The 26,765-nt window shown below is 55.9% G+C and carries 25 protein-coding genes; 11 read left to right on the top strand and 14 right to left on the bottom strand.

Annotation, left to right across the window (positions count from 1 at the left end):
- Window positions 1–107: 107 nt before the first annotated feature.
- Window positions 108–2,141, top strand: coding sequence for a methionine--tRNA ligase (gene metG / locus QE396_RS01810; protein WP_020883217.1), 2,034 nt, complete (start codon window positions 108–110; stop codon window positions 2,139–2,141).
- Window positions 2,142–2,205: 64 nt separating this feature from the next.
- Here metG and QE396_RS01805 read toward each other — a convergent pair whose 3' ends face one another.
- Genes QE396_RS01805 through QE396_RS01795 form a run of 3 tightly spaced genes read right to left on the bottom strand, consistent with a single transcriptional unit; the run spans window position 2,206 to window position 5,127 of the window.
- Window positions 2,206–2,676 carry a DUF1456 family protein gene (locus QE396_RS01805; RefSeq protein WP_014170878.1) on the bottom strand — a complete coding sequence of 157 codons (471 nt, stop codon included), beginning with the start codon at window positions 2,674–2,676 and terminating at the stop codon, window positions 2,206–2,208.
- A gap of 52 nt (window positions 2,677–2,728) precedes the next feature.
- Window positions 2,729–3,448, bottom strand: a complete 720-nt coding sequence (gene btsR, locus QE396_RS01800) for a two-component system response regulator BtsR (protein WP_020883216.1) — start codon at window positions 3,446–3,448, stop codon at window positions 2,729–2,731.
- On the bottom strand, window positions 3,442–5,127 hold the full coding sequence (locus QE396_RS01795; RefSeq protein WP_032669931.1) for a sensor histidine kinase: 1,686 nt from the start codon (window positions 5,125–5,127) through the stop codon (window positions 3,442–3,444). The genes btsR and QE396_RS01795 overlap by 7 nt, the downstream gene beginning before the upstream one ends.
- A 217-nt stretch (window positions 5,128–5,344) precedes the next feature.
- On the opposite strand from QE396_RS01795, the gene mlrA reads away from it, so the two are divergent.
- Both mlrA and QE396_RS01785 read left to right on the top strand, forming a co-directional pair.
- On the top strand, window positions 5,345–6,085 hold the full coding sequence (gene mlrA / locus QE396_RS01790) for an HTH-type transcriptional regulator MlrA (RefSeq protein WP_020883214.1): 741 nt from the start codon (window positions 5,345–5,347) through the stop codon (window positions 6,083–6,085).
- Window positions 6,086–6,154: 69 nt separating this feature from the next.
- Window positions 6,155–6,268, top strand: a complete 114-nt coding sequence (locus QE396_RS01785) for a protein YohO (RefSeq protein ID WP_010433613.1) — start codon at window positions 6,155–6,157, stop codon at window positions 6,266–6,268.
- On the opposite strand, the gene QE396_RS01780 is transcribed toward QE396_RS01785, so the two are convergent.
- From QE396_RS01780 to bglX, 5 genes are all read right to left on the bottom strand, one after another.
- The gene (locus QE396_RS01780; protein WP_020883213.1) at window positions 6,243–6,980 is read right to left on the bottom strand and encodes an ABC transporter permease; all 738 of its coding nucleotides are present in this window, start codon (window positions 6,978–6,980) and stop codon (window positions 6,243–6,245) included. The two genes, QE396_RS01785 and QE396_RS01780, sit on opposite strands and share 26 nt — an antisense overlap.
- The gene (locus QE396_RS01775) at window positions 6,964–7,914 is read right to left on the bottom strand and encodes an ABC transporter ATP-binding protein (protein ID WP_020883212.1); all 951 of its coding nucleotides are present in this window, start codon (window positions 7,912–7,914) and stop codon (window positions 6,964–6,966) included. The genes QE396_RS01780 and QE396_RS01775 overlap by 17 nt, the downstream gene beginning before the upstream one ends.
- Window positions 7,907–9,064: an ABC transporter permease gene (locus QE396_RS01770; RefSeq protein ID WP_020883211.1), complete on the bottom strand. Its 1,158-nt coding sequence runs from the start codon at window positions 9,062–9,064 to the stop codon at window positions 7,907–7,909. The genes QE396_RS01775 and QE396_RS01770 overlap by 8 nt, the downstream gene beginning before the upstream one ends.
- A gap of 12 nt (window positions 9,065–9,076) precedes the next feature.
- Window positions 9,077–9,994 (bottom strand): ABC transporter substrate-binding protein, encoded by a 918-nt coding sequence (locus tag QE396_RS01765; protein ID WP_014170886.1) that lies wholly within the window; start codon window positions 9,992–9,994, stop codon window positions 9,077–9,079.
- A 146-nt stretch (window positions 9,995–10,140) separates the two neighbouring features.
- Window positions 10,141–12,438, bottom strand: a complete 2,298-nt coding sequence (bglX, locus tag QE396_RS01760) for a beta-glucosidase BglX (protein ID WP_020883210.1) — start codon at window positions 12,436–12,438, stop codon at window positions 10,141–10,143.
- 189 nt (window positions 12,439–12,627) lie between these two features.
- Between bglX and dld the strand changes: the two genes are divergently transcribed.
- Window positions 12,628–14,376, top strand: a complete 1,749-nt coding sequence (gene dld / locus QE396_RS01755) for a D-lactate dehydrogenase (RefSeq protein WP_020883209.1) — start codon at window positions 12,628–12,630, stop codon at window positions 14,374–14,376.
- A 111-nt stretch (window positions 14,377–14,487) separates the two neighbouring features.
- Complete coding sequence (locus tag QE396_RS01750) at window positions 14,488–15,042, top strand: GNAT family N-acetyltransferase (RefSeq protein WP_020883208.1); 555 nt, start codon at window positions 14,488–14,490, stop codon at window positions 15,040–15,042.
- A 66-nt stretch (window positions 15,043–15,108) separates the two neighbouring features.
- Here the strand turns inward: QE396_RS01750 and pbpG are convergent, their stop codons facing one another.
- Window positions 15,109–16,032 (bottom strand): D-alanyl-D-alanine endopeptidase, encoded by a 924-nt coding sequence (gene pbpG / locus QE396_RS01745; RefSeq protein WP_020883207.1) that lies wholly within the window; start codon window positions 16,030–16,032, stop codon window positions 15,109–15,111.
- Between the two features lie 167 nt (window positions 16,033–16,199).
- Window positions 16,200–16,787 (bottom strand): Yip1 family protein, encoded by a 588-nt coding sequence (locus QE396_RS01740; protein WP_014170891.1) that lies wholly within the window; start codon window positions 16,785–16,787, stop codon window positions 16,200–16,202.
- Between the two features lie 157 nt (window positions 16,788–16,944).
- On the opposite strand from QE396_RS01740, the gene QE396_RS01735 reads away from it, so the two are divergent.
- The gene (locus QE396_RS01735) at window positions 16,945–17,517 is read left to right on the top strand and encodes a DedA family protein (RefSeq protein WP_020883206.1); all 573 of its coding nucleotides are present in this window, start codon (window positions 16,945–16,947) and stop codon (window positions 17,515–17,517) included.
- Window positions 17,518–17,559: 42 nt separating this feature from the next.
- Here QE396_RS01735 and QE396_RS01730 read toward each other — a convergent pair whose 3' ends face one another.
- The 3 genes from QE396_RS01730 to dusC all read right to left on the bottom strand — a co-directional run bounded on the left by QE396_RS01730 (window position 17,560) and on the right by dusC (window position 21,038).
- Window positions 17,560–18,324: an SDR family oxidoreductase gene (locus QE396_RS01730; RefSeq protein WP_020883205.1), complete on the bottom strand. Its 765-nt coding sequence runs from the start codon at window positions 18,322–18,324 to the stop codon at window positions 17,560–17,562.
- Between the two features lie 50 nt (window positions 18,325–18,374).
- Complete coding sequence (mdtQ, locus tag QE396_RS01725) at window positions 18,375–19,784, bottom strand: multidrug resistance outer membrane protein MdtQ (RefSeq protein WP_088202972.1); 1,410 nt, start codon at window positions 19,782–19,784, stop codon at window positions 18,375–18,377.
- A 321-nt stretch (window positions 19,785–20,105) separates the two neighbouring features.
- The gene (gene dusC, locus QE396_RS01720) at window positions 20,106–21,038 is read right to left on the bottom strand and encodes a tRNA dihydrouridine(16) synthase DusC (protein WP_020883203.1); all 933 of its coding nucleotides are present in this window, start codon (window positions 21,036–21,038) and stop codon (window positions 20,106–20,108) included.
- Between the two features lie 194 nt (window positions 21,039–21,232).
- On the opposite strand from dusC, the gene QE396_RS01715 reads away from it, so the two are divergent.
- The 5 genes from QE396_RS01715 to QE396_RS01695 all read left to right on the top strand — a co-directional run bounded on the left by QE396_RS01715 (window position 21,233) and on the right by QE396_RS01695 (window position 25,695).
- Window positions 21,233–21,631, top strand: coding sequence for a CidA/LrgA family protein (locus tag QE396_RS01715; protein WP_020883202.1), 399 nt, complete (start codon window positions 21,233–21,235; stop codon window positions 21,629–21,631).
- Window positions 21,628–22,323: a CidB/LrgB family autolysis modulator gene (locus QE396_RS01710; RefSeq protein WP_020883201.1), complete on the top strand. Its 696-nt coding sequence runs from the start codon at window positions 21,628–21,630 to the stop codon at window positions 22,321–22,323. Before QE396_RS01715 ends, QE396_RS01710 begins: the two co-directional genes overlap by 4 nt.
- A gap of 129 nt (window positions 22,324–22,452) precedes the next feature.
- Window positions 22,453–23,337, top strand: coding sequence for a cytidine deaminase (cdd, locus tag QE396_RS01705; RefSeq protein ID WP_020883200.1), 885 nt, complete (start codon window positions 22,453–22,455; stop codon window positions 23,335–23,337).
- Window positions 23,338–23,464: 127 nt separating this feature from the next.
- On the top strand, window positions 23,465–24,184 hold the full coding sequence (gene sanA, locus QE396_RS01700; protein ID WP_014170903.1) for an outer membrane permeability protein SanA: 720 nt from the start codon (window positions 23,465–23,467) through the stop codon (window positions 24,182–24,184).
- Between the two features lie 122 nt (window positions 24,185–24,306).
- On the top strand, window positions 24,307–25,695 hold the full coding sequence (locus tag QE396_RS01695; protein WP_052686770.1) for a glutamine synthetase family protein: 1,389 nt from the start codon (window positions 24,307–24,309) through the stop codon (window positions 25,693–25,695).
- 49 nt (window positions 25,696–25,744) lie between these two features.
- Here the strand turns inward: QE396_RS01695 and mglC are convergent, their stop codons facing one another.
- Complete coding sequence (mglC, locus tag QE396_RS01690) at window positions 25,745–26,755, bottom strand: galactose/methyl galactoside ABC transporter permease MglC (RefSeq protein ID WP_014170905.1); 1,011 nt, start codon at window positions 26,753–26,755, stop codon at window positions 25,745–25,747.
- Window positions 26,756–26,765 lie beyond the last annotated feature (10 nt).

Genomic DNA, 26,765 nt, shown 5'->3' with positions numbered 1-26,765 from the left:
TTAGATGAACAAGTTTACCTGAAAGGCCGTGGTTTGTGCTTACTTAATAATGCCCCTTTTGGTAATATCAAAAACCCTTTTCACAGTTAAAAGAAGTAATGCCTACTATGACTCAAGTCGCGAAGAAAATTCTGGTAACGTGCGCACTGCCGTACGCCAACGGCTCAATCCACCTCGGCCACATGCTGGAGCATATCCAGGCTGATGTCTGGGTCCGTTACCAGCGAATGCGCGGCCACGAGGTTAACTTCATCTGTGCGGACGATGCCCACGGCACGCCGATCATGCTGAAAGCGCAGCAGTTGGGGATCTCCCCAGAGCAGATGATTGCCGAAATGAGTCAGGAGCATCAGACCGATTTTGCGGGCTTTGACATCAGCTATGACAACTATCACTCCACGCACAGCGACGAAAACCGTGAGCTGTCGGAGCTGATCTACTCTCGCCTGAAAGAGAACGGTTTTATTAAAAACCGCACCATCTCTCAGCTGTACGATCCGGAAAAAGGCATGTTCCTGCCGGACCGCTTTGTCAAAGGTACCTGCCCAAAATGTAAATCACCGGATCAGTATGGCGATAACTGCGAAGTGTGCGGCGCAACCTACAGCCCGACCGAGCTTATCGATCCGAAATCTGTTGTTTCGGGTGCCACACCGGTAATGCGTGATTCCGAGCACTTCTTCTTCGACCTGCCGTCCTTCAGCGAAATGCTGCAGGCGTGGACCCGCAGCGGTGCGCTGCAGGAGCAGGTCGCGAATAAAATGCAGGAGTGGTTCGAATCCGGTCTGCAGCAGTGGGATATCTCCCGCGATGCACCGTACTTCGGTTTCGAAATTCCGAACGCACCGGGTAAATACTTCTACGTCTGGCTGGATGCGCCAATCGGATACATGGGTTCCTTCAAGAACCTGTGCGACAAGCGCGGCGACACCGTCAGCTTTGACGAATACTGGAAGAAAGATTCCGACGCCGAGCTGTATCACTTTATCGGCAAAGACATTGTTTACTTCCACAGCCTGTTCTGGCCGGCGATGCTGGAAGGCAGTAACTTCCGTAAACCAACCAACCTGTTTGTGCACGGCTATGTGACGGTCAACGGCGCGAAGATGTCCAAATCTCGCGGTACGTTCATCAAAGCCAGCACCTGGCTGAACCACTTCGACGCGGACAGCCTGCGTTACTACTACACGGCGAAGCTCTCTTCCCGCATCGACGATATCGACCTGAACCTGGAAGATTTCGTGCAGCGCGTGAACGCCGACATCGTCAACAAAGTCGTCAACCTGGCTTCCCGTAACGCGGGCTTTATCGCCAAGCGTTTCGACGGCGTGCTGTCTGCCGAACTGGCCGATCCTGAGCTGTACAAAACCTTCACCGACGCCGCCGCGGCGGTTGGCGAAGCCTGGGAAAGCCGTGAGTTCGGTAAAGCGATTCGTGAAATCATGGCGCTGGCTGACGTGGCTAACCGCTACGTTGACGAGCAGGCACCGTGGGTTGTCGCGAAACAGGAAGGCCGTGACGCCGACCTGCAGGCGATCTGCACCATGGGCCTGAACATGTTCCGCGTGCTGATGACCTGGCTGAAGCCGGTACTGCCACAGCTGGCCTCCCGCGCTGAAGCGTTCCTCAACACCGAGCTGACCTGGGATGCTATCCAGCAGCCGCTGCTCGGTCACAAGGTGAATACCTTCAAGGCGCTGTACAACCGCATCGAGATGAAGCAGGTAGAATCCCTGGTGGAAGCGTCTAAAGAAGAGGTGAAGGCTGCCGCTGCGCCGGTGACTGGCCCGCTGGCAGACGATCCGATTCAGGAGACCATTACCTTTGATGATTTCGCCAAAGTCGATCTGCGTGTCGCGCTGATTGAAAACGCGGAATTTGTCGAAGGCTCGGACAAACTGCTGCGCCTGACGCTGGATCTGGGCGGTGAGAAGCGTAACGTCTTCTCCGGAATCCGTTCTGCCTATCCTGATCCGCAGGTGCTGATTGGTCGTCAGACCGTGATGGTCGCCAACCTGGCACCGCGCAAAATGCGCTTCGGCATCTCGGAAGGCATGGTGATGGCGGCAGGTCCTGGCGGGAAAGATATCTTCCTGTTAAGCCCTGATGAAGGCGCCAAACCAGGTCAGCAGGTGAAATAATAAAAAAGCCGGAGATAATCTCCGGCTTTTTTTTGCCTCTTCATCCTTCACGCCCTGGTACCACTCACGGCTTAGCGTGATGCACCCGGTGAGTCAGTCCGCGTAAAAAATAACGCAAAAACTGGTCGCCGCACTCGCGGTAGTTCTTATGGTCCGGCGCACGCATCATGGCGGTGATCTCCGGCATCGACACGCGGTGCTTCTGCTCTGTCATAATCGCCAGAATGTCGTCTGTTTTCAGTGAAAACGCGATACGCAGCTTTTTCAGCACCGTGTTGTTATTCACCCGACGCTCAAGCGCCAGTTCTGGTGCTGAGTCATCTTTCCCGCGCTTGTCGTAGATGAGGCCGTTCAGGAAGCCAGACAGGATAATGTCAGGGCAGCGAACAAACCCCTCTTCATCCTCTTTTGTCATCCAGGTGTCGAAACCGGCAGAGGTGGACTCCATGCCAGCAAGCGCAAGAATGCGCACCATATCATTATTGTTTGCTTTCAGGGTGTAGCGCAGGCTACGGAGAATATCATTACTGAGCATGGGTGCCTTTAACTTAACTGTCGATGATGCAATGGGGCGCAGTGTACCAGTTTTACAGGCCGATCGCCTCTTTCAAACTCTTAAGGTAGCGGCGACTGACGGGGACGGTTTGCCCGGCACGCAGCACCAGCTCTGCCTGTCCGTTGTCTTCCAGCCGGATCTCTTTCAGGTGCGCCATGTTCACCAGATACTGGCGATGGCAACGAACGAGCGGCGTTCGGCTCTCCAGCGTCCGCAGCGTCAGCTCGGTAAAGCCTTCGTTCCCCTCCGCGCTGGTAACAAATACGCCGCTCAAACGGCTGCTGACAAACGCCACATCGTCCATCTGCAGAAGGTAAATCCGACTGTGGCCGGTGCAGGGGATAAATTTCAGCGGCTGCTGGTTTTCCGGCAACAGCGTGACATCCTGCACGGTGCGCTCCTGGCGCAAACGGCTGAGAGTCTTTTCAAGACGCTTCTCTTCAATCGGTTTCAGTAAATAATCGAATGCGTGCTCCTCAAAGGCTTTGACGGCGTACTCATCGAAGGCGGTCAAAAACACAATGTAGGGGCGATGCTCCGGGTCGAGCATTCCGACCATTTCCAGGCCGCTAATTCGGGGCATCTGAATGTCGAGGAACAGCACGTCCGGGCGCAGTTTGTGCACGGCGCCAATGGCCTCAATGGCGTTTGCGCACTCCCCCACAATCTCAATGTCAGGCTGCTCCTGCAACAGAACGCGCAGGTTTTCCCGTGCTAACGGCTCATCATCCACAATCAGCACTCTTAGCATGCGTTTTCCTCCAGCGGCAGTCGTAACGTAATACGGGTGAATCGGTCGGGCTCACAGGCAACGGTAATGCCACAGTCATCACCAAAGTGCGCGCGCAGGCGTTTATCCACCAGGCTCATCCCTAATCCGCCTGAGGTGGAAGGCACGTAAAGCCCGGCGTTATCTTCAATATCCAGCACCAGATGATGGTTAAAGCGGCTGGCGGAAATGGTGATCTCCCCAATCCCCAACAGCTGTGACGTACCGTGTTTAATGGCGTTTTCCACAATAGGCTGCAGGGTAAAGGCCGGAAGATGCTGATACGCCAGCTCATCCGGGACGGATAACGACACCTGCAGACGAGTCTGGAAGCGGGCCTGCTCAATCTGCAGGTAGGCATTAACGTGTTCTATTTCATCGGCCAGGGTTACAATCTCGGACGGACGCTTAAGGTTCTTACGGAAAAACGTCGACAGGAACTGAACCAGCTGCGCAGCCTGATCGCTGTCGCGGCGGATCACCGCTTTGAGCGTATTAAGCGCATTGAACAGGAAATGCGGATTCACCTGAGCGTGCAGGAGTTTAATTTCGGATTGCGTCAGCAACGCTTTCTGACGCTCATACTGCCCGGCGAGGATCTGCGCGGAGAGCAGCTGAGCAATGCCCTCTCCCAGCGTACGGTTGATAGAGCTGAACAGACGGTTTTTCGCTTCATAAAGCTTGATGGTGCCCATTACCCGCTGGTTTTCCCCGCGCAGCGGAATGACCAGCGTGGAGCCCAGTTTACACTGCGGGTGCAGCGAACAGCGGTAAGGAATTTCGTTGCCGTCGGCATACACCACTTCCCCGGTTTCAATGGCGCGCAGCGTATAGGCGGAGGAGATCGGTTTCCCGGGGAGATGGTGATCGTCGCCCGTGCCGGTAAAAGCCAGCAACCGTTCACGGTCGGTTATCGCCACCGCGCCGATATCCAGCTCCTTATAAAGCACCTGCGCCACCTTCATGCTGTTCTCTTCGTTAAAGCCCTGACGCAGGATCCCCTCCGTCGAAGCGGCGACCTTCAGGGCCGTTGCGGAAAACGCCGAGGTGTACTTCTCAAACATGGCGCGCTTGTCGAGCAGAATACGCATAAACAGCGCAGCACCCACGGTATTCGTCACCATCATCGGGGCGGCGATATTGCTCACCAGATGGAGCGCATCTTCAAACGGTCGGGCAATCAGCAAGATGATGGCCATTTGCGCCATTTCAGCGACAAAGGTGATCGCCCCGGCGGTGAGCGGGCTAAAGACTTTATCCGGACGACCGCGCTTAATCATATAGCTGTGAACCAGGCCGCCGAGCAGCCCTTCGACGATCGTTGAGATCATACAGCTCAGCGCCGTCATGCCACCCATCGAATACCGATGCAGGCCACCGGTTAACCCGACCAGCCCACCGACCACAGGGCCGCCAAGCAACCCGCCCATCACGGCACCGATGGCTCGCGTATTGGCAATGGAGTCTTCGATATGGAGACCAAAATAGGTTCCCATAATGCAGAAAATAGAGAAGGTCACATAGCAGAGCAGCTTGTGCGGCAGGCGTACGGTAACTTGCATCAGCGGAATGAACAGACGCGTTTTACTCATCAACCAGGCGATGACAAGAAACACGCACATCTGCTGAAGCAACAGCAGCACCAGATTAAACTCGTACATACTCAAAACCGCACACCCTCAAAACGCGTAACATACACTGCTGGCGGTAAACTTTCTTTGAAGCGCGGCAAAAAAGCTGCAATTCGTGCCCGGCATCACACCTTTTGCCGAACCTAACGCCTGCTTCGCATTATTCGTGCAAAAAACAACCATTTCTTCCTGGTTCAGTAAACAGGGACTACAGTTAAGCTGGGGACGCGTAAGCCAGGGGGCGAATATGGCGCTTTACACAATCGGTGAAGTGGCACTCCTTTGTGATATCAATCCCGTCACGCTACGGGCATGGCAGCGACGGTATGGATTACTCAAACCGCAGAGAACGGACGGAGGCCATCGTCTCTTCAACGATGCCGATATCGACCGGATCCGCGAGATCAAAAGCTGGATCGATAACGGTGTGCAGGTTGGCAAAGTGAAATCCCTGCTCAGCCATGACGATCCAGACACGCAGCTTCTCTGGCGCGAACAACAGGAAACGTTGCTGCGCCTTCTGCAGGCGGGCAATCTGCAGCGCCTGCGCGCATGGATAAAAGAGCAAGGGCGCGATTATCCCGCGCAAACGCTGATCACGCATCTTTTCATCCCGCTCCGTCGACGCCTGCAGTGCCAGCAGACCACCCTGCAGGCGCTGCTGAGTATGCTCGACGGCGTCCTGATCAACTACATTGCCGTCTGCCTTGCCTCGGCGAAGAACAAGCACGGAAAAGACGCGCTGGTGGTCGGCTGGAACGTGCACGATACTACTCGCCTGTGGCTGGAGGCCTGGATTGCCACCCAGAATGGCTGGCGCGTTGATGTCCTTGTGCACTCGCTGGCGCAATTTCGCCCTGAATTGTTCGACGGCCAGACCCTGCTGGTCTGGTGCGGGGAAGTGCCTTCCGCCTCGCAGCAACAGCTGATGACGGAATGGCGTGAACATGGTTACCCGGTTTACTCGCTTGGCCCGGAAGAGCCGTAACGGCATTTAATGGTTCATTAACAGCTGCGCTTCACCGTATAATTGTTCCGTTAACAACAGGAGCACATGATGAAGGCAACCAAACTGGCCGTAATTACCCTTTTTGTTCTGATGGCCGTAAGCGGTATCGGCGGCGTGATGCTGGCCGGGTATTCGTTTATTGTTCGTGGCGGTGTCGGCTGAGATACTGCGCCAGACGCTCAAAAACGCGATCGACGACGATTGCCGCCAGCGCGACCAGCAACGCCCCCTGCACAATATAGGCCGTATTGAACCCGCTTAAGCCGATGATAATCGGCGTTCCCAGGGTATTGGCTCCCACCGTCGACGCAATGGTCGCCGTCCCGATATTGATGATCACCGACGTACGGATCCCCGCAAGGATGACCGGTGCCGCCAGGGGGAGTTCAACTTTGCGCAGCCGCTCTGCGCGACTCATCCCCATCCCTTCAGCAACGCTCAGTACCGACGCAGGTACCGCCGCAATACCGGCCAGCGTACCCTGCAGAATGGGCAACACACCGTATAAAATCAGCGCAATGATGGCAGGTTGCTGACCAAAGCCCATCACCGGCACTGCAATCGCCAGCACCGCCACCGGCGGAAACGTCTGGCCAATCGCCGCAATGGTCTCCACCAGCGGGCGAAACTCCCGTCCCGCGGGCCGCGTGACCGCGATGCCCGCCCCCACGCCCAGTACAATAGCGACGGCACTTGAGAGCACCACCAGCCAGAGATGGGCCAGGGCAAGATTAATAAAACTCTCCTGCTGATACACCGGGCGCGGCAGGTCGGGGAAGAGCGTGCTAAACAGCGCCGCGCTGTGCGGCATCAGAAACAGCAAGGCGACAAAGAGCACGACCAGCCAGAGCAGCGGATCACGAAGTGCCTTCACGTGTCACCTCCCCTGCCAGCAGATCGCGAAAATGCAGGGTGCCACTTGGCGCGCCACGGGCATCCGCAACGGGCAACACTTCACACTGACGGGCAACAAACGCCGAAAGCGCATCCCGCAAGCTCATCTGTTCCTGCAGAGGCTCGCCACTCACCGTCGCGTCCTGTCGACGCATATAGTCGCTGACCGTACGCAGCGAGAGCAGCCTGACGCCCAGCTCGCTGCGGCCAAAAAACTCACGCACAAAATCGTTCTTCGGCCAGGTCAGCAGCTCAAGCGGCGTCCCCTGCTGCACCACCTCGCCATGGTCCATCAGCACCAGATGGTCGGCCAGACGCAGCGCCTCATCAATATCGTGCGTCACAAGAATGATTGTTCGCCCCAGAATGCGATGAATGCGGGTCATTTCCGCCTGCAGTGCGGCGCGCGTGACCGGATCCAGCGCGCCGAAGGGTTCATCCATCAATAACACCTGCGGATTGGCCGCCAGCGCACGCGCTACGCCCACCCGCTGCTGCTGGCCTCCGGAAAGCTGGTGCGGGTAGCGTTCACGCAGCGCAGGTTCTAACCCGAGCAGAGACATCAGTTCATCAACCCGGTCGGCAGTTTTTGCCCGCGACCATTTCTCCAGCTGCAGCACGGTGGCGATGTTCTGCGCGACCGTCCAATGCGGAAACAGGCCGATGGACTGGATGGCATACCCCATACGACGACGCAGCTCCAGCACAGGCAGGCTGCGGATCTCTTCTCCGGCAAAGCGGATCAGACCGCTGTCATGCTCAACCAGGCGGTTAATCATCTTCAGGGTGGTGGATTTTCCCGACCCCGAAGTGCCAATCAGCACGGAAAATGCGCCCTCGGCAAAATTCAGGTTGAGATGGCTTGCCGCCGGACGACCCGCAAAGGTTTTACTGACATCGTGAAATTCAATCATTGGCTCTTCTCCTGAGCAGCGCGAGCCATAAGGCAAACAGCGCGTCGATGACAACCGCCAGCGCAATCGTGGGCACCACGCCCAATAACACCAGGTCCAGGGCGCTACTCAACAGCCCCTGGAAAACCAGCGCGCCAAAGCCGCCCGCGCCAATCAGCGCCGCAATCACCGCCATGCCAACGGTTTGCACCGCCACCACCCGCAGGCTGCGCAGCAGCAGGGGCAAAGCCAGCGGCAACTGGATCTTCCAGAAACATTGTCTCGCGCTCATCCCCATTGCATGGGCACTTTCCAGCACGTCCGGCGCGACCTGGCTCAGCCCGGCCACCACGCCGCGCACCAGCGGCAGCAGCGCATAGAGCACCAGCGCGATAAGGGCTGGCGTTAAACCGGTTCCGGCGATCCCCATCGTTCCCAGCACCGGGAACGACTTCACCAGCCCGGCCAGCGGAGCAATCAACAGGCCAAACAGAGCGACGGACGGGATGGTCTGAATCACATTCAGTACGGCAAACACCCCACCCTGACGTGAAGGATGGCGATAGCACCACATACCCAGCGGTATGCCGAGCAGTAAGGCCGGGATCAGGGTGCCGAAGAGGATCGTGAGGTGTTGCGCCAGGGCGTCATTAAACACCTCCTGACGGTTGGCGTACTCTTTTAACAGCGAGAGATTATTCAGCTCACCGCTAAACAGCAGCAGCAATGGAATACACCATATCTGGGCATTGAGTATCCAGCGCCAGACGGATGTTGAGATAAGACGGCGAATAGCATCGCTGCAGGCCAGCAGACACAGCGCCAGCCAGAGCCACAAACCGCTACCCACAGAGGTTCTTGCCAGCGGACTTTCCGCCGAGGTCATGTGCGTTGCTGCAAGCCCGCCTCCCCAGAATAAGGCGATAAACAGCCCTTCACAAAGCAGCAGCGTCAGCCACTGAGCCGTGCGTCCTTGCCAGAGCGACAACGCAACCCACGCGCCCAGCGCCGTCACCAGCAACCACGGCGTAAATGACCAGACCTGCCAGAGGGAGCGACTCTCCCCCGACATCAGGCGATTCGGGGCCACATTCACAAACGGTAACGCGACCGCCGCGATGGCCACACTGGCCAACAGCAGCAGTACGCGGTTATGACATTTTATTGGCACAGCCCTGTCCTGTTACTTCACAAGCCCTTGTTGTTTCAGGAAATCGGCGGCCACTTTTTTGGCATCCAGTCCCTCAACGGCAATGCTGGCATTCAGCTGTTGCAGCGTTTTTGCATCCAGCTTTTCGAAGACCGGTTTGAGCCATTCAGCAATATCCGGGTACGCTTTAAGTACCGCTTCCCGCACGACAGGTGCCGGGGCGTAAATCGGCTGTACGCCTTTTGGATCGGTTAAGGTTTGCAGGCCAAGCGCCGCGACCGGGCCGTCGGTGCCGTAAGCCATCGCCGCATTAACGCCCGACGTTTGCTGCGCAGCGGCTTTGATGGTCACCGCGGTATCACCGCCCGCCAGAGAGAGCAGCTGGGCCTGATCCAGTTTGAAATCATAGGCTTTTTCAAACGCCGGCAGCGCATCCGGACGCTCAATAAACTCAGCGGAAGCCGCAAGCTTAAAGTCACCCTTCTCTTTCAGGTAGCGACTCAAATCCGCAAGCGAGGTCAGCTTTCCTTTCTCCGCCACGTCCTTGCGCACCGCGATGGTCCAGGTATTGTTGGCCGGCGCCGGCGTCAGCCAGACCAGCTTATTTTGCTCAGCGTCGAGTTTTTTGACTTTTTCATACCCGGCTTTGGCATTTTTCCACGCCGGATCGTTTTCATCTTTGAAGAAGAACGCGCCGTTGCCGGTGTATTCCGGGTAGATATCCAGCTCGCCGGAGGTAATCGCGCCGCGTACCACAGGCGTGGTTCCCAGCTGGACTTTATTGACGGTTTTAACACCGTGGCTTTCCAGTACCTGCAGAATAATGTTACCGAGCAGCGCGCCTTCGGTATCTATCTTGGAACCCACTTTTACCGGTTCTGCCGCCTGTAATGGCAGACTCAGCGCCGCCAGTAACACCGCTGAACCCAACATCCCCTTTGCAATCGTCATTCCACTGTCCTCATTTTTTTGCTGCCTTTTTCAGAGGCTTGAGAGAAAAGCGTAGCTTAAAACGGCGGAATTAACCGTCAAAATGCCTTTTTAACATAAGGTAAGACGCATCCCCCGCAAAGCGGGGGATGCAAGGGAGGGAAACGTCAGAGCAGCTCGAACTCGCCTTTATTAACGCGGGCGGAATCGACCCCGATAAAGACGTTAAACTTGCCTGGCTCCGCATCATATTTCATCTGCTGGTTCCAGAACTTCAGCGCATCCACGTCGATGGGGAAGCTGATGGTTTTGGTTTCGCCCGGCTTCAGGTTGACCTTCTCGAAGCCACGCAGCTGTTTCACCGGACGGCTCATGGAGGCGGTCACATCCTGGACGTACATCTGAATGACCGTTGCCCCTTCGCGTTTACCGGTGTTGCTCACCTCGACGCTTGCGGTAACTTTGCCGTCACGCTTCAGGGTCGGCGCAGACATTTTGACGTCAGAAACCTTGAAGGTGGTGTAGCTCAGACCGTAACCAAACGGATACAGCGGGCCGTTCGCTTCATCGAAGTAACGGGAGGTGTACTTATTCGGTTTGTCGGCGTTGTACGGACGGCCGGTATTCAGGTGGCTGTAGTAAACCGGGATCTGCCCGACCGAGCGCGGGAAGGACATTGGCAGCTTGCCTGACGGGTTGTAATCGCCAAACAGCACGTCGGCAATCGCGTTACCGCCTTCAGTACCGGCAAACCAGGTTTCCAGGATCGCGTCGGCCTGCTGGTCTTCTTTAACCAGCGCCAGCGGACGACCGTTCATCAGCACCAGCACCAGCGGCTTGCCGGTCGCCTTCAGGGCGGCAATCAGATCGCGCTGGCTTTGCGGAATGGTGATGTCGGTACGGCTGGAGGCTTCATGCGCCATTCCCTGCGCTTCACCCACTACCGCAACAACCACGTCAGATTGCTTAGCGGTGTTCACCGCTTCATCAATCATCTCTTTCGGCGAACGCGGATCGACCTTCACCGCCTCTTCGTACTGATTGAGGAAGGTGACAATGTCTTTATCGTTGGTGACATTCGCCCCTTTGGCGTAGACCACTTTCGCGTTCTCACCCACGGCGTTCTTGATACCGGTCAGCACCGTGACGGACTGATCGGCCACCCCCGCTGCAGACCAGCTTCCCATCACGTCGCGCTTGCTGTCAGCCAGCGGGCCCACCACGGCAATGGTGCCGGATTTCTTCAGCGGCAGCGTGTCGAGGCGGTTTTTCAGCAGCACCAGACTTTCGCGTGCCACATCGCGGGCCTCTTTACGGTGCAGACGACTTTCCGCGTTGGTGTCCGCCGGGTCAGAATCTTTCGGCCCCAGGTGGCTGTACGGGTCGTTAAACAGCCCCATATCATATTTCACGTTCAGCACGTGGCGCGTGGCGTCATCCAGCTCCGCCATGGTCACCTTACCGCTCTTCACCAGCCCCGGCAGGTATTTGCTGTAGTACTCGTCGCTCATGCTCATGTTGATGCCGGACTTGAGCGCCACGCGTACCGCGTCTTCCGGATCGGAGGCGGTACCGTGCTTAATGAGCTCTTTAATGGCCCCGTGATCAGAGACGGTAATGCCCTTAAAGCCCCACTGGTCACGCAGAACGTCTTTCAGCAGCCACGAATCGGAGGTCGCCGGCGTGCCGTTGAGGGAGTTCAGCGCCACCATCACCGCGCCGCTGCCGGCATCCAGCCCCGCTTTGTACGGTGGCATGTAGTCGTTGAACAGCCGCTGCGAGCTCATATCCACGGTGTTGTACTCTTTACCCCCTTCAACGGCGCCATAGGCCGCAAAGTGTTTGACGCTGGTCATCACCGCGTAGCGATCTGCCGGGCTCTTACCCTGCATCGCTTCCACCATGGTTTTCCCCATCGTGGCTGTTAAATAGGTATCTTCACCGAACCCTTCTGAGCCGCGGCCCCAGCGCGGATCGCGGGAGACGTCCACCATCGGTGCCCAGGTCATATTCAGGCCATCATCCGCCGCTTCATAGGCGGAAACGCGCCCCACGGTTTTCACCGCATCAAGGTTAAAGGACGATGCCAGGCCAAGGCTAATAGGGAAGACGGTACGCTGACCGTGCACCACGTCATAGGCGAAGAACAGCGGAATTTTCAGGCGACTGAGTTCCATCACCTGATCCTGCATTTTGCGGATATCCGGGCGGGTGACGGTGTTAAAAATAGCCCCGACCTGCCCGTCTTTGATCATCTCGCGGATGGCCTCTTTCGGGTTATCCGGGCCGACGCTGATAAGACGCAACTGGCCAATTTTCTCATCGACCGTCATTTTCTTGAGCAATTCCGTGACAAACGCGTCCCGGGCTTCAGGCGTGAGCGGGTGATTGCCAAACAAATCCTCTGCCAGCGCAGGTTGCAGCGCCAGGCTGACGGCGACACCTACAGAACATAGCCATTTCATGTCGTTTTACTCTCTCATCAATAACCGCCGGAAGAACTCGGCCAGACCGTGCGAAAAGCGCAGTGTGCCACAAACCCTCAGAACGTTGCAGGGTTATTCTCTGATTTTTCTCATGAATACTCGACCGCTTAACAGTTAATCGCGCTATGCTTTACAGCGAGAAATTTGCCCCACCACAAGGAGTGGAAGATGTCTTCTGTTCGAACTCACGATAACACGACGTTTATTAACGAACTGTCGCGCCTGGTTGGCTCCTCTCACCTGCTTACCGACCCGGCAAAAACCGCCCGCTACCGTAAGGGCTTTCGTTCCGGTCAGGGCGAGGCGCTGGCGGTGGTATTTCCCGGCACGCTGCTTGAACTCTGGCGCGTCCTGAGCGCCTGCGTGGCCGCCGACAAAATTATTCTCATGCAGGCGGCTAACACCGGCCTGACTGAAGGCTCAACGCCGAACGGCAACGATTACGATCGTGACATCGTGATCATCAGCACCCTGCGTCTCGACAAATTGCATCTGCTGGATAAAGGCGAGCAGGTGCTCGCGTTCCCTGGCACGACGCTCTACTCCCTTGAAAAAGCGCTTAAGCCGCTGGGACGGGAACCGCATTCGGTCATTGGCTCATCCTGTATTGGCGCCTCCGTGATCGGCGGGATCTGCAATAACTCCGGCGGTTCGCTGGTGCAGCGCGGCCCGGCTTACACCGAGATGTCACTTTTTGCCCGTATCGACGAAAATGGCAAGCTGACCCTAGTCAACCATCTGGGCATTGATCTTGGCGTAACGCCGGAACAGATCCTGAGTAAGCTCGACGACGATCGGGTGAAAGATGAAGACGTCCAGCACGACGGTCGTCATGCTCACGACCACGATTACATCACCCGCGTGCGGGATATCGAAGCGGATACCCCGGCACGTTACAACGCCGACCCTGATCGCCTGTTTGAATCTTCGGGCTGTGCGGGCAAGCTGGCTGTTTTTGCCGTGCGCCTCGACACCTTCCCGGCCGAGAAAAAACAGCAGGTGTTCTACATCGGCACCAATCAGCCGGACGTGCTGACCGAGATCCGTCGTCATATTCTGGGCGAGTTCGCTCACCTGCCGGTGGCGGGCGAGTACATGCACCGTGATATTTACGACATCGCGGAACGCTACGGCAAAGATACGTTTCTGATGATCGACAAGCTCGGCACCGATAAAATGCCGTTCTTCTTCACCATGAAGGGCCGTACCGACGCGATGCTGGAAAAAGTGCCGCTCTTTAAACCCCACTTTACCGACCGCTTTATGCAGAAATTGGGCAACGTCTTCCCGTCACATCTGCCGGAGCGGATGAAAACCTGGCGCGATAAGTACGAGCATCACCTGCTGCTGAAAATGGCCGGGGACGGAATTGCCGAAGCGCAAACCTGGCTCAGTGAATTCTTCAAAACTGCCGAAGGCGATTTCTTTGCCTGTACCCCTGAAGAGGGCAGCAAAGCCTTCCTGCACCGTTTCGCCGCTGCGGGTGCCGCCATTCGTTATCAGGCGGTGCATTCAGACGAGGTGGAAGACATTCTGGCGCTGGATATCGCCCTTCGCCGCAACGATACCGAGTGGTTTGAACACCTGCCGCCGGAAATCGACAGCAAGCTGGTCCACAAGCTCTATTACGGCCACTTTATGTGCTACGTCTTCCACCAGGATTACATCGTTAAGAAAGGGGTGGATGCGCACGCGCTGAAAGAGCAGATGCTCGCGCTGCTGCACGCGCGAGGCGCACAATATCCTGCGGAACATAACGTGGGGCATCTTTATAAGGCTCCTGACGCACTTAAGCAGTTTTATCGCGAGAATGACCCCACAAACAGCATGAACCCCGGCATTGGTAAAACAACGCGGAATAAATACTGGAAAGAGAGTCCTGACGCGGAGCAGCCCGTGACGCAAGCGTCTGATTAATTCCCACAGCCAAATTTGAGAGATTGTTAAGCGCGCCTTAATCGTACTAGAGTAGCGTTCTGTCGCCGGAGAAACGTTTCTCCGGCATCTGTTACGAGGAGCAGGCACATCATGTCGGCTGTTGATATTTTATCCGAAACCGAAGTGGAAGTGCGCGATGCCCTTCCCGACGATGTGCATGCTATCGCCGCTATCTACGCCTGGCATGTGCTTCACGGGCGCGCATCCTTTGAAGAAGTTCCCCCCACCATTGATGAAATGCGTCAGCGAATGAAAAGCGTGGCCGAGAACGGCTTACCGTGGCTTGTCGCGCTGTATCGCGGCATCGTCGTAGGCTACTGCTACGCGACGCCTTACCGTCCGCGCCATGCCTATCGCTACACTCTGGAAGAGTCGATTTACGTGGATGCGAGTACTACCGGTCGTGGTTTTGGCTCCGTCCTGATGGATGCGCTGATCGCCCGCTGCGAGCAAGGTCCGTGGCGGCAGATGATTGCCGTTGTGGGGGATGGCAACAACAATGCCGGCTCGTTACGGTTGCATAAGAAATACGGCTTCGAAATCGTCGGTCAGTTACGCAGCGTCGGGTATAAGAAAGGTGACTGGCGGGATACGGTGATCATGCAGCGCTCACTCAATGACGGAGACTGGACGCTGCCGGAGTAAGGCGCAGCGAGGTCTGTTGCCCTCTCCCGCGGGAGAGGGCGAAAACACAGTCATCAGCAATCCGGCTCAGTCGTTCTGGGCGGTTGCCATCTGCTCTGCTTTCTGCTTTTTGTAGGTCAACGCCGCGGCCGGTACCGGCTGCACTTTCCCCGTCTCAATCCAGGTACGCAGTCGGCTTGCATCCGCGAAGTGAGTGTATTTACCAAAGGCATCCATCACCACCAGCGCCACCGGTTTACCGTTGAATACGGTACGCATCACCAGGCAGTGGCCCGCCGCGTTGGTAAACCCGGTTTTCGTTAACTGAATATTCCAGTTATCCCGGTACACCAGATGGTTAGTATTACGGAACGGCAGCGAATAGGCCGGGTTCGCAAAGGTCGCCATCTCTTCACGGGTCGTACTGAGCTGACCAATCAGCGGGTACTGTTTGCTGGCAATCAGCAGTTTTGTCAGGTCGCGGGCCGTGGAGACGTTGTGAATCGACAGGCCAGTCGGCTCGACGTAACGGGTATTGGTCATCCCCAGCGATTTGGCTTTTGCGTTCATCGCACGAATAAATGCGTCGTAGCCACCCGGATAGTGGTGGGCCAGGCTCGCCGCCGCGCGGTTTTCAGAAGACATCAGCGCCAACAGCAGCATGTTTTTACGGCTGATTTCGCTGTTCAGTCGCACGCGGGAGTAGATCCCTTTCATCTCCGGCGTATGGCTGATATCCACTTTCAGTTTTTCGTCCAGCGGCAGATGTGCATCAAGCACCACCATCGCGGTCATTAATTTGGTAATCGAGGCGATCGGGCGTACCAGATCCGGATGGCTGGCGTAAATCATCTTATTGGTGTTGAGATCAACAATCATCGCACTGCCGGAAGCGATTTGCGGCTGGGCAGCAGCGGTGGTCACGGCGGGCGTTTTGGCGATCGCTGGCGCGGCAGCGGACGCTCCCAGCAACAGGGCCAGGCTAAGTAAAGAGACTCGGAATTTCAGCATGGTGAGACTTCTGATAATTATTCACGCACGTTATGACGTACACCGCCTGTGTCGATGGAGAAACGCAGGCTGGCTTCGGCATCATAGCGGTCACCGGGCTTTGTCGCCAGAGGATAATCGTGAACAGATGCTGCATTGCTGGCATTTACGCCAGCAATGCAGTGAGCCTAGAAGAGACGGTATCCATAACCCCACAGAATAACCGTCAGAGCCAGTAGCGCTTCCAGCACCAGCACGCCGATGGCGAGCGTTGAACTGGAGAAGCTCAGGCCCTCTTCTTTATTGATATTGAGGAAGGTTGGTACCCCCAGATACAGCAGATAACCGGTGTAAAAGAGGGCAATAGTACCGATCAGCGCGCACAACCAGACCAGTGGATACAGCGCCACAATACCGCTTAAGAACAGCGGCGTCGCGACATACCCGGCGAAAACCATACAGTGTGCCAGCGATGGACGTTGCGGATAGTTACGCGCCATCCAGTGAATGACACGCCCCATGACAGCCACACCCGCCAGCATCAGGCCATAAAAGAGAATGGCCAGTGAAAGACCGGTAAACCAGGAAAGCTGAACCACGGTGCCATCACCAAAGTTCCAGCCGATTTGTGTTGTGCCAATAAACGCGCAAATTACAGGCACCGCTGCCATCAGCAGCACATGATGCGTGTAATGATGCGAGACCGTTTCGTTCTCCGTTTTGATGACATGCATTTCACGATCGGGATGGGAGAAAAGTCCCCAGACATGGTTCATAACGCCCCCTTGTTGTCGGCCCGTCAGCAATATCTTAAGTATAATGCAGGCCTGAGATTATTTTATGTACAGTGGGAAATTTCCGTTGATTGCCCCGTTATTGATTCATGGGGTATATGATTAACCGAGGCATAATAAGGGAGATGACATTGACGTAATGGATATCAACAGTCTTATTGAACACTATGGATACGCTGCACTGGTCGTTGGTAGCGTGGCGGAAGGAGAAACCATCACGCTGCTCGGCGGGGTGGCCGCGCATCAGGGGTTACTCAAATTCCCACTTGTTGTTGCCGCAGTCGCACTCGGCGGGATGATTGGCGATCAGCTGCTCTACTTTCTGGGACTGCGCTTTGGCCCCACGCTTTTGAAGCGCTTTTCAAAGCACCGCAAGAAAATTCACCGTGCCCAACGGCTTATCCAGCGTCACCCTTACCTGTTCGTGATTGGCACCCGTTTTATGTACGGCTTTCGGATTATCGGCCCAATACTGATTGGCGCCAGCCATTTACCGCCGAAAATTTTCCTGCCGCTGAACATTCTTGGCGCGATTGCCTGGGCCCTGATCTTTACCACGCTCGGTTATGTGGGTGGAGAAGTGATTGGTCCGTGGCTGCATAATGTTGACCAGCATCTGAAGCACTGGGCATGGGTTATCCTGATTGTCGTGGTGGTGATTGCGGTCCGGCTGTGGCTGAAGCATCGGGAAAAGACGCGGGATGAAGAGTAAGTGCAATGGCGCCCTCTCGCACAAAGAGAGGGCGAAAAGTTTCTACCCGGCGGGCTTAAATTGTGGATTCGCCAGCATAAAACCGCCGTCGACAATAAATGATTGCCCGGTAGCATAGCTGGCGTCACCGTCACACAGCCACGCCACCAGGCTGGCAATCTCTTTGGTATGCCCCGGCCGCGCGAGCGGGATCGCGGGCATCGAACCGGCCTTCACTTCACTGTCGTCCATATCATTCATTGGCGTGGCAATGGCTCCTGGCGCAACGGCATTCACCAGAATGTTATGCTCGACCAGCTCCAGCGCCATGGATTTGGTTAATCCGCCCAGGGCATGCTTGGCCGCCGTATACGCACTGGCATCCGGTAAAGGCGTGTGTTCATGCACCGAGGTAATGTTCACAATTCGCCCCCCCTCTCCCTGCTTCACCATCTGACGCGCAGCGATCTGTGAACAGAGAAACGCGCCATCCACGTCAACGGTAAAAATCCCCCGCCACTCCTCAAACGGCATGTCGAGAAACGGCGCTTTGGTCATCGCCCCGGCATTGTTGACCAGCACGTCCAGCCGACCAAAGCGCGTAATTAACGTTTCAATGGCCTGCGCCCCCTGCGGGAGAGTGCTTAAATCAAGCTGAACCGCCTCTGCACGCCGCCCCTTCGCCTCGACTTCGCGGCAGGTTTCCAGCGCACCTTTTTCGTCGGAATGCCAGGTGACGCCGATATCAAACCCTCGTTCAGCCAGCATCAGGGCCGTGGTTTTCCCAATCCCGGAATCCGATGCGGTAACAATCGCGACTTTGGTCATACTCACCTCCAGAAAAGCTGCAAAGAGGTAAGTATAGATAATCGCGCTTTTTAGCCCTGATGATAGCCGCCACCCAGCGCCGAGGTCAGCTGCAGCGTGGCGTCAACGTACTGGCCTTTGAGCATCACCCCGGTGAGCTGCTCCCTGAGGGCCGGTATTCTGGCCTCACTCACGCGGGAGCCGGCGATAATGCCGGCGCGAAAGCGGGCCTGAGCCAGTGCAACAACGCGGGCAGCCTCTTTTTCGACACGCTGCTGGTGCTGGTTTTTGGCGGTCAGTGTTTCGACTTCGCTGGCCGTGCGCGCCACCTGATTCACCGCATCCACCACCGCTTTGTTATAACGCACGACGGAGAGATTGTTCTGCGCCTGGGCAATATCCAGCTCGGCGTTTAGCCTGCCGCTGTCGAAAATGGGCAGCGTCAGACCGGCGGTGACGCCCATCTGCTGCGCAGAAGAGCGGAACAAATCGCTCAGGTGCAGGGCATCCTGCTGTAAGAAAGCCATCAGATTCACATCGGGATAGAAGGCTGCTCTGGCGGCCTCAACATCACTCATGGAGGCCTCGATATACCAGCGAGCCTCCTGCAAATCCGGTCGACGTGCCAGCAGTTCATACCCCAGCGTGGCCGGGAGCGAGGCTTCTACTGTGGGTAAGGCGTGGCGTGTAAGCGTCACTGAGGAGGTGTTCGTCAGGGCGCTCAGACGCGCCTCAACGGCTTTCATTTTTCCGTTCACTTCTGCCAGCTGCTCGTCAGTTTTGCTGGCGTTGATGTCGGTTTCGACGCCCTCTACGGAAGAGGTGATCCCATGCTGATACAGTTCGCGGTCGGCTGCAATAATCGTGTCCTGCTGGTGTTTAATCTCCGTGAGAACATCCCCCACCGCGGCCTGGGTTTGCCACGCCCAGTAAAGACGCGCCACGCTGCTGGCAAGCAGTTGCCGGGTTTGCTCAAGCTCCGCTTTTTGCGCGTTTACCCGGCCAATTCGGGCTTCAACCCGTGCACGATTTTTCCCCCACAAATCGAGATCCCAGCCCGCGCTCAGACCAAAAGTACCGTTGGTGTACCACGGTCCGGTAGTTCCCGCCGCCGGATCGGTTATCGCAAAGGGCCCCATCAGCCCCTCGGCCGACATTTTTTGCCGTTCAGCATCCGCTGCGAAATCAATTTCCGGCCCCCCGGCGGCCAGGGTGGCTTTTGCCTGCGCTTCCGCCAGCGTGATGCGCTGACGAGCAATTTGCATATCCGGCGCATCGTTCAGCGCCTTCGCAATCAACGAATTGAGTTCAGGATCATTATACGTTTTCCACCATGCATCTTTCGGCCACGCGGTATGGCTCAGCGTAGTATTCACCGCAGCCGTTGTTGATTGCATATTTACAGGGGAAACCGAGGCATGTTCCGGCGCGCAGGCCACCAGAATAAAAACCAGGGGAATACTCAGAGATAAAGGTTTCATTACGCCATTCACGCGAAAAATAAAGGCGCAACTTACGCCAGACGTCGCTCTTTTTTTTAGTAACGCGTGGCAACCCGCAATTTGTCATACATTTTCATATTCGGAAAATTATTCATCATAAGAATTAATTAAATGAGTGAATTCATCTTCATTATAAATTCACTGCTACACTTACTTTCGACAAACAGACGCAGGAGAAGCGAATGAAAATATTACTGTGGGTTATTTTAATTATATTTCTGATAGGGCTGCTGGTGGTGACCGGTGTATTCAAGATGATTTTCTGATTTCATTGCCCGGCTCAGCGCCGGGCACATTCCGTTACCTGGACTGAATCACCCGTGCAATATCAGCGGAAGTCTGCAGCGTGCGGATCTCCTGAAATAACCCCAGTGCTTCACTGTACTCTTTGCGTAAATAACTGAGCCACTGCTTAATTCGCGCGACGTGATATAACCCGGTATCACCCTGTTTTTCGAGGCGGCTGTATTTTTGCAGCAGCGTGACCACATCGGCCCACGGCATACGTGGTTCTTTATATTTAATCACCCGGCTGAGGTTTGGTACGTTAAGCGCGCCGCGGCCAATCATCACCGCATCGCAGCCAGTCTCTTTCAGGCACGCCTGCGCGCTTTCGTAATCCCAGATTTCGCCGTTGGCAATAACGGGAATGGTGAGTCTTTTGCGGATCTCGCCAATCGCCTGCCAGTTAATACGTTCGGCTTTATAGCCATCTTCTTTGGTGCGGCCATGCACCACCAGCTCAGTGGCCCCGGCCTGCTGCACGGCATCGGCAATCTCAAATTGCCGCGCGTCGCTGTCCCATCCCAGACGCACCTTTACCGTCACCGGCAGATGCGACGGTACAGCCTCACGCATGCCTTTTGCGCCACGGTAAATCAGCTCCGGATCTTTCAGCAAGGTGGCGCCGCCGCCGCTGCCATTCACCAGTTTTGATGGGCAACCGCAGTTGAGATCAACCCCAAAGGAACCAAGCTCTACGGCACGAGCCGCGTTCTCCGCCAGCCATTCGGGATACTGACCCAATAGCTGAATGCGCACCAGCGTGCCGGAAGAGGTGCGGCTCTGATGATGCAGTTCCGGGCAAAGGCGATAGAATGATTTTACTGGCAACAGCATATCGACCACGCGCAAAAACTCCGTCACGCAGAGATCGTAGTCGTTCACCTCGGTCAGAAGCTCGCGCACGAGGGAGTCGAGCACGCCTTCCATTGGGGCCAGTAAAACACGCATAGCAGTACCTGTGAAAAAAGACGCGCTATAGTAGCCGCTCTCCCGGCATGAGGAAAGCCCGGCGGTTAACCCGGTGAGGTTATACCAGACGTTCCATTTCGGAATGTCTGGTATGCTCAAAATTCATGATGTGATCCGTGGCACATTTTTAGGTTTAATTGTATGATGAATGCGTTTCATCAAGGACTTTCACCATGAGAAAATCATTGAACATTATCTGGCAATATCTTCGCGCATTCGTTCTGATTTACGCCTGCCTGTATGCCGGAATCTTTATCGCATCCCTGCTTCCCATTACCATTCCCGGCAGCATCATTGGAATGTTGATCCTCTTTGTTTTGCTGGCATTGCAAATTCTGCCTGCCAGATGGGTTAACCCTGGCTGCTTTGTCCTTATTCGCTATATGGCGCTGCTGTTCGTGCCTATCGGCGTCGGGGTTATGCAGTATTTTGATTTGCTCCAGGCGCAGTTCGGACCCATTGTGGTCTCCTGCGCGGTCAGTACGCTGGTGGTTTTCCTGGTAGTAAGCTGGAGTTCGCATCTGGTGCATGGCGAACGTAAAGTGGTTGGGCAGAAAGGAACAAAACAATGATGGCCAATATCTGGTGGTCGCTGCCGTTAACGCTGGCAGTGTTCTTCGCCGCACGCAAACTCGCCGCACGTTTCAAAATGCCGTTACTTAATCCGCTGCTGGTGGCGATGGTGGTGATTATCCCGTTTCTGCTTCTCACCGGCATTCCTTATGAACGCTACTTTGCCGGCAGCAAAATTTTGAACGACCTTCTGCAGCCCGCCGTGGTGGCGCTGGCCTTTCCTTTATATGAGCAATTGCACCAGATCCGCGCCCGCTGGAAATCCATCATTACCATCTGTTTTGTCGGGAGCCTGGTGGCGATGATCACCGGCACCTCGGTGGCGCTGCTGATGGGCGCGTCCCCGCAAATTGCAGCCTCTATTCTGCCTAAGTCGGTCACCACGCCTATTGCGATGGCCGTGGGCGGCAGCCTGGGGGGGATTCCGGCCATCAGCGCCATGTGTGTGATATTCGTGGGGATCCTCGGCGCGGTCTTTGGACATACCCTGCTGAATGTGATGCGTATCCACACCAAAGCGGCACGAGGTCTGGCGATGGGTACCGCGTCGCACGCCCTGGGCACCGCGCGCTGCGCTGAACTGGATTATCAGGAAGGGGCGTTTAGCTCACTCGCACTGGTGATCTGCGGGATTATCACCTCCCTGCTCGCACCGTTTATTTTCCCGCTGATTGTGGCCGTCATGGGTTAAAATTTGCGATGCGTCGCGCAAATTTCATTTTGTTTTCATAAGTTGCATACATAATGAGAAGTGGATCACATATAAAGCCCCAGCGGCTCCGTAAACTACCGATCCATTAACCTTCATGAGGCAAACGCCATGCATCCACGTTTTCAAGCTGCTTTCGCCCAGCTTGCAGAGAATGTGCAATCAGCTCTGGCCCCGATTCTGGCGGATGAGCATTTCCCGGCCCTGCTGACGGCTGAACACGTCACGGCACTGAAAGAAGCCACAGGGCTGGACGACGACGCGCTGGCCTTCGCGCTGCTGCCGCTGGCGGCAGCCTGCGCCCGCGCCGATCTCTCTCATTTCAACGTCGGTGCGATTGCACGCGGCGTAAGTGGAACCTGGTACTTCGGTGGCAACATGGAGTTCCTGGGCGCGACCATGCAGCAGACCGTTCACGCGGAACAAAGCGCCATCAGCCACGCCTGGCTGCGCGGTGAACAAGCGCTGAGCGCCATTACCGTTAACTACACCCCTTGCGGCCACTGCCGCCAGTTCATGAACGAGCTGAACAGCGGGCTGGAGTTACGCATCAATCTGCCAGGCCGTGCGCCGCATACCCTCGGGGATTACCTGCCTGACGCGTTTGGTCCGAAAGATCTCGACATCAAAACGCTGCTGATGGATGAACAGGATCACGGTTTTGCCCTTTCCGGCGATGCGCTGAGCGAAGCCGCGATTCGTGCGGCGAACAAGAGCCACACGCCATACAGTCACTCCCCAAGCGGTGTGGCGCTGCAGTGTCGTGATGGTCGCATCTTCACCGGAAGCTATGCCGAAAACGCCGCCTTTAACCCGACGCTGCCACCGCTTCAGGGCGCCCTGAATTTGCTGAGCCTCAATGGCTATGACTACCCGGACATTCAGCGCGCTATTCTGGCAGAGAAAGCCGACGCGCCGTTAATCCAGTGGGATGCCACCGCCGCAACGCTGAAAGCGCTCGGCTGCTCAACTATTGACCGTGTTTTGCTTGCGTAATGCCTCCGGCGGGCAGAAATGCCCGCCGCTTTGCTGAAAAACCCCTCAGTTGATTCGCTGTTTCTTGCGCTAACCAGGCGGGTAAAGTAGCCTGAGTTAAATTTCACCTTCGGTACGAGCCATCTGCATGTTAAAGCGCGCTTTTTACAGCCTGTCTGTCCTGGTCGGCATACTGCTGTTGATCGTGCTGGGTCTTGATCGCTGGATGAGCTGGAAAACGGCTCCGTATATCTTTGACGACCTGCAGGACCTGCCCTATCGTCAGGTCGGCGTTGTGCTGGGTACCGCCAAGTATTACCGCACCGGGGTGATTAATCAGTATTACCGTTACCGCATTCAGGGCGCGCTGAACGCGTATAACAGCGGCAAAGTGAATTACCTGCTGCTGAGCGGCGATAATGCGCTGCAAAGCTATAACGAACCGGTCACCATGCGCAAAGACCTGATTGCCGCTGGCGTCGATCCGGCCGATATCGTGCTCGACTACGCCGGGTTCCGCACTCTGGATTCCATCGTGCGTACGCGCAAGGTGTTCGATACCAACGATTTCATCATCATCACCCAACGCTTCCACTGCGAACGCGCGCTGTTTATCGCACTGCATATGGGTATTCAGGCGCAGTGCTACGCCGTGCCGTCGCCTAAAGATATGCTGAGCGTCCGCGTACGTGAGTTTGGCGCGCGTTTTGGCGCTCTGGCCGATCTGTACATCTTCAAACGTGAACCGCGCTTTTTAGGTCCGCTGGTACCCATTCCGGCAATGCATGAAGTGCCGGAAGATGCGCAGGGCTACCCGGCCGTCACGCCAGAACAACTGCTTGATATGCAGAAAAAAGAGAAAAAATAGCCTCGGCCTTTATACTTTCTTTATACCGGGCGTAACGCTTTTTATCCCGCCTTTACGCCGCCCCTTTTAAGCTGAGTTCACTGCCGCTACGGCTTCATTGAAGAATGACTATGAACTCAATAATGAATGCGTTTTTCCTGAAAAATATCCGCCCCTATTTTAACTTCCCGGGTTTATCACTCCCGACGGCGCTCAACGCTGGCCTCTGGCTTGATGACAAACTTGATGCCATGCAGCACAACGTCTCGCTGGAAGTGGCGGATTACCTGGAACGTTACCCGCAGACAAAACATATTGACGTTTACCTGAACGATATCAATGGTATTATGCGCGGCAAGCGGCTCTCGGTGGAAAGCATGCTGAATCTGGAAAAAGGCTGTTACTTCCCCCTCTCCGTCTACTCCATGGACCAAAAAGGCAAAATAGCCGCCCCGCTTGATGATGAGCCCGACCGGCTCTGCGTTCCCGTCGGCGGTTCCCTGCGCCCCTGTTCGCAAGACCCTCAGCATAACGCGCAGATCCTGCTGACCATGAAAGAGAGCGACGGCAAACCGTGCCCGCTCGAGCCAAGGGTGATATTGCAAAACGTTCTGGCTCGTTTCCATCAGCACGGGCTCTTCCCGGTGATTGCCCCGGAAATTGAGTTTTATCTGACCGGACGCGGCACGCAGGATCCACAAAATCAGGGCTGCTTTCATATGGATACCTCAACGGCACACGCGGCACTGTTTGACGAGCTGGAGCAGCTGGCGCACCTGCAGCGTATCCCCCTGACAGGGATCGTGGCCGAAGCCGAATCCGGCCAGTTTGAGTTAAACCTGAAGCATAGCCATCGCGTCGTTGAAGTCTGCGATAATGTGCTGGCCCTGCGACGCCTGACCCGCTACGTTGCGGAGAAACAGGGTCTGCAGGCCAACTTTATGGCCAAACCGTTCAGCCAGCAGTCCGGCAGCGGTTTGCACTTCCATTTCAGCCTGAACGATATTCATGGCGAAAACGTATTCGCGTCTCCGGTGGAAGCGCTGAACAGCATGATGCGCCTCTGCATCGCTGGCCAGCTGGCGCTGATGCCCGCATCCATCGCCATTCTCGCCCCTGGCGTTAACGCATTCCGCCGCCTGCGTAAAAACCTCACGGAACCGCTATTTAACTCCTGGGGCTATAACACCCGCTCCGCCGCGCTGCGTATTCCCTGCTCTGATGACCATAACCGGCGTATTGAGTACCGGCTGGCCGGGGCTGATGCCAACCCGTATCTGGTGGCGGCAACGCTTCTGAGCGGAATGCTGTACGGGCTGGAAAATTTTGACGAGCAGGATTTACCTGAACCTCAGCAGGACGGGCCGGATCTGCCGCTGTTTCAGCAGGAGGCGATCGAGACATTTGCACGCTGTCAGTATCTTACCGACAGCCTGGGAGAGGCTTTTTCTCAACAGTGGGTTGCCTGCAAACTCTCCGAACTCGACTGGTTCGAGAGCATTGTCACCCGGGAGGAGTCGAGTCTGGCGTGAAGCACAAAAAAGCCCGCTCGATGAGCGGGCCAGGTAATGCCAGAGGCGATTATTTTTTACGCGCGTATTTGAGTGAATCCAGGGCGACCGCAAAGATGATGATGCCGCCTTTGATGATGTACTGCCAGTACGGGTTCACACCGATGTAGGTCAGACCGTAGTTGATTACGGTAAAGATGATGACACCGGTTACCACGCCGAACACGGTACCCACGCCGCCGCTAAAGGAGACGCCGCCGACCACACAGGCTGCGATCGCATCCAGTTCGTACATGAAGCCCAGGTTGTTCGTTGCAGAGCCGATACGGCCCGCTTCCAGCATCCCACCAAAGGCGTAGAACACACCTGACAGGGCATAGATCATCAGCAGGTTCAGGGCAACGTTGACGCCGGACACTTTCGCCGCTTCCGGGTTACCGCCGATAGCGAAGATGTTTTTACCGAAGCGGGTTTTGTTCCACAGGATCCAGACAAAAGCGACGGCAATCAGGGCGTAGAAGGTAATGTACGACAGGCGGAAACTGCCCAGCGCGATAAACCCTTGCGTAAAGGTCGAGAACCCGCTGTCGAAGCCAGAGATTGGCGACGCCCCCACGAAGTCGTAGTACAGGGAGTTGATACCGTAAACGATGATCATCGTACCTAAGGTGGTGATAAATGGCGTCACGTTCAGGTAAGCGATAATGATGCCGTTAATCAGACCAATCACTGCGCCGATCGCACAGACAATCAGGATCACCACGAAAATGGGCATGGTCGCCATTTCCGGGAACACCTTATTGGCGTTTTCCATCGACTGCAGCAGCGTTGCCGCGATAACCGCCGCGAGGCCAACCTGACGTCCCGCTGACAGGTCAGTCCCCTGCGTCACGATAAGTCCCGCCACGCCCAGCGCGATAATAATGCGCACGGAGGACTGGGTCAGGATGTTACTGAGGTTCAACAGGCTTAAGAACGTAGGGTCCTGGAAAATGATGATAGCCAGCAGTACTAAAAGAACAACGTAAATACCGCCTTCTTTCAGGTAAGTGAGAAAACTTTTTTTATTTAACGCACTCATGAGGAGCCCC

Origin of the sequence: Enterobacter sp. SORGH_AS_0287 (genome assembly GCF_031453695.1) — a bacterium.
In the GTDB taxonomy this organism is placed as follows: Bacteria; Pseudomonadota; Gammaproteobacteria; order Enterobacterales; family Enterobacteriaceae; genus Enterobacter; species Enterobacter ludwigii.
The sequence above is the reverse complement of the archived record's forward strand: the minus strand, read 5'-3'. Positions and strand labels throughout refer to the sequence as shown.

Excerpts from the sequence above, each read along its gene's own strand:
- metG (WP_020883217.1), top strand. The coding sequence starts at position 108 with ATGACTCAAGTCGCGAAGAAAATTCTGGTAACGTGCGCACTGCCGTAC.
- QE396_RS01805 (WP_014170878.1), bottom strand. The coding sequence starts at position 2,676 with ATGCTCAGTAATGATATTCTCCGTAGCCTGCGCTACACCCTGAAAGCA.
- btsR (WP_020883216.1), bottom strand. The coding sequence starts at position 3,448 with ATGCTAAGAGTGCTGATTGTGGATGATGAGCCGTTAGCACGGGAAAAC.
- QE396_RS01795 (WP_032669931.1), bottom strand. The coding sequence starts at position 5,127 with ATGTACGAGTTTAATCTGGTGCTGCTGTTGCTTCAGCAGATGTGCGTG.
- mlrA (WP_020883214.1), top strand. The coding sequence starts at position 5,345 with ATGGCGCTTTACACAATCGGTGAAGTGGCACTCCTTTGTGATATCAAT.
- QE396_RS01785 (WP_010433613.1), top strand. The coding sequence starts at position 6,155 with ATGAAGGCAACCAAACTGGCCGTAATTACCCTTTTTGTTCTGATGGCC.
- QE396_RS01775 (WP_020883212.1), bottom strand. The coding sequence starts at position 7,914 with ATGATTGAATTTCACGATGTCAGTAAAACCTTTGCGGGTCGTCCGGCG.
- QE396_RS01765 (WP_014170886.1), bottom strand. The coding sequence starts at position 9,994 with ATGACGATTGCAAAGGGGATGTTGGGTTCAGCGGTGTTACTGGCGGCG.
- bglX (WP_020883210.1), bottom strand. The coding sequence starts at position 12,438 with ATGAAATGGCTATGTTCTGTAGGTGTCGCCGTCAGCCTGGCGCTGCAA.
- dld (WP_020883209.1), top strand. The coding sequence starts at position 12,628 with ATGTCTTCTGTTCGAACTCACGATAACACGACGTTTATTAACGAACTG.
- QE396_RS01750 (WP_020883208.1), top strand. The coding sequence starts at position 14,488 with ATGTCGGCTGTTGATATTTTATCCGAAACCGAAGTGGAAGTGCGCGAT.
- pbpG (WP_020883207.1), bottom strand. The coding sequence starts at position 16,032 with ATGCTGAAATTCCGAGTCTCTTTACTTAGCCTGGCCCTGTTGCTGGGA.
- QE396_RS01740 (WP_014170891.1), bottom strand. The coding sequence starts at position 16,787 with ATGAACCATGTCTGGGGACTTTTCTCCCATCCCGATCGTGAAATGCAT.
- QE396_RS01735 (WP_020883206.1), top strand. The coding sequence starts at position 16,945 with ATGGATATCAACAGTCTTATTGAACACTATGGATACGCTGCACTGGTC.
- QE396_RS01730 (WP_020883205.1), bottom strand. The coding sequence starts at position 18,324 with ATGACCAAAGTCGCGATTGTTACCGCATCGGATTCCGGGATTGGGAAA.
- mdtQ (WP_088202972.1), bottom strand. The coding sequence starts at position 19,784 with ATGAAACCTTTATCTCTGAGTATTCCCCTGGTTTTTATTCTGGTGGCC.
- dusC (WP_020883203.1), bottom strand. The coding sequence starts at position 21,038 with ATGCGTGTTTTACTGGCCCCAATGGAAGGCGTGCTCGACTCCCTCGTG.
- QE396_RS01715 (WP_020883202.1), top strand. The coding sequence starts at position 21,233 with ATGAGAAAATCATTGAACATTATCTGGCAATATCTTCGCGCATTCGTT.
- QE396_RS01710 (WP_020883201.1), top strand. The coding sequence starts at position 21,628 with ATGATGGCCAATATCTGGTGGTCGCTGCCGTTAACGCTGGCAGTGTTC.
- cdd (WP_020883200.1), top strand. The coding sequence starts at position 22,453 with ATGCATCCACGTTTTCAAGCTGCTTTCGCCCAGCTTGCAGAGAATGTG.
- sanA (WP_014170903.1), top strand. The coding sequence starts at position 23,465 with ATGTTAAAGCGCGCTTTTTACAGCCTGTCTGTCCTGGTCGGCATACTG.
- QE396_RS01695 (WP_052686770.1), top strand. The coding sequence starts at position 24,307 with ATGAATGCGTTTTTCCTGAAAAATATCCGCCCCTATTTTAACTTCCCG.
- mglC (WP_014170905.1), bottom strand. The coding sequence starts at position 26,755 with ATGAGTGCGTTAAATAAAAAAAGTTTTCTCACTTACCTGAAAGAAGGC.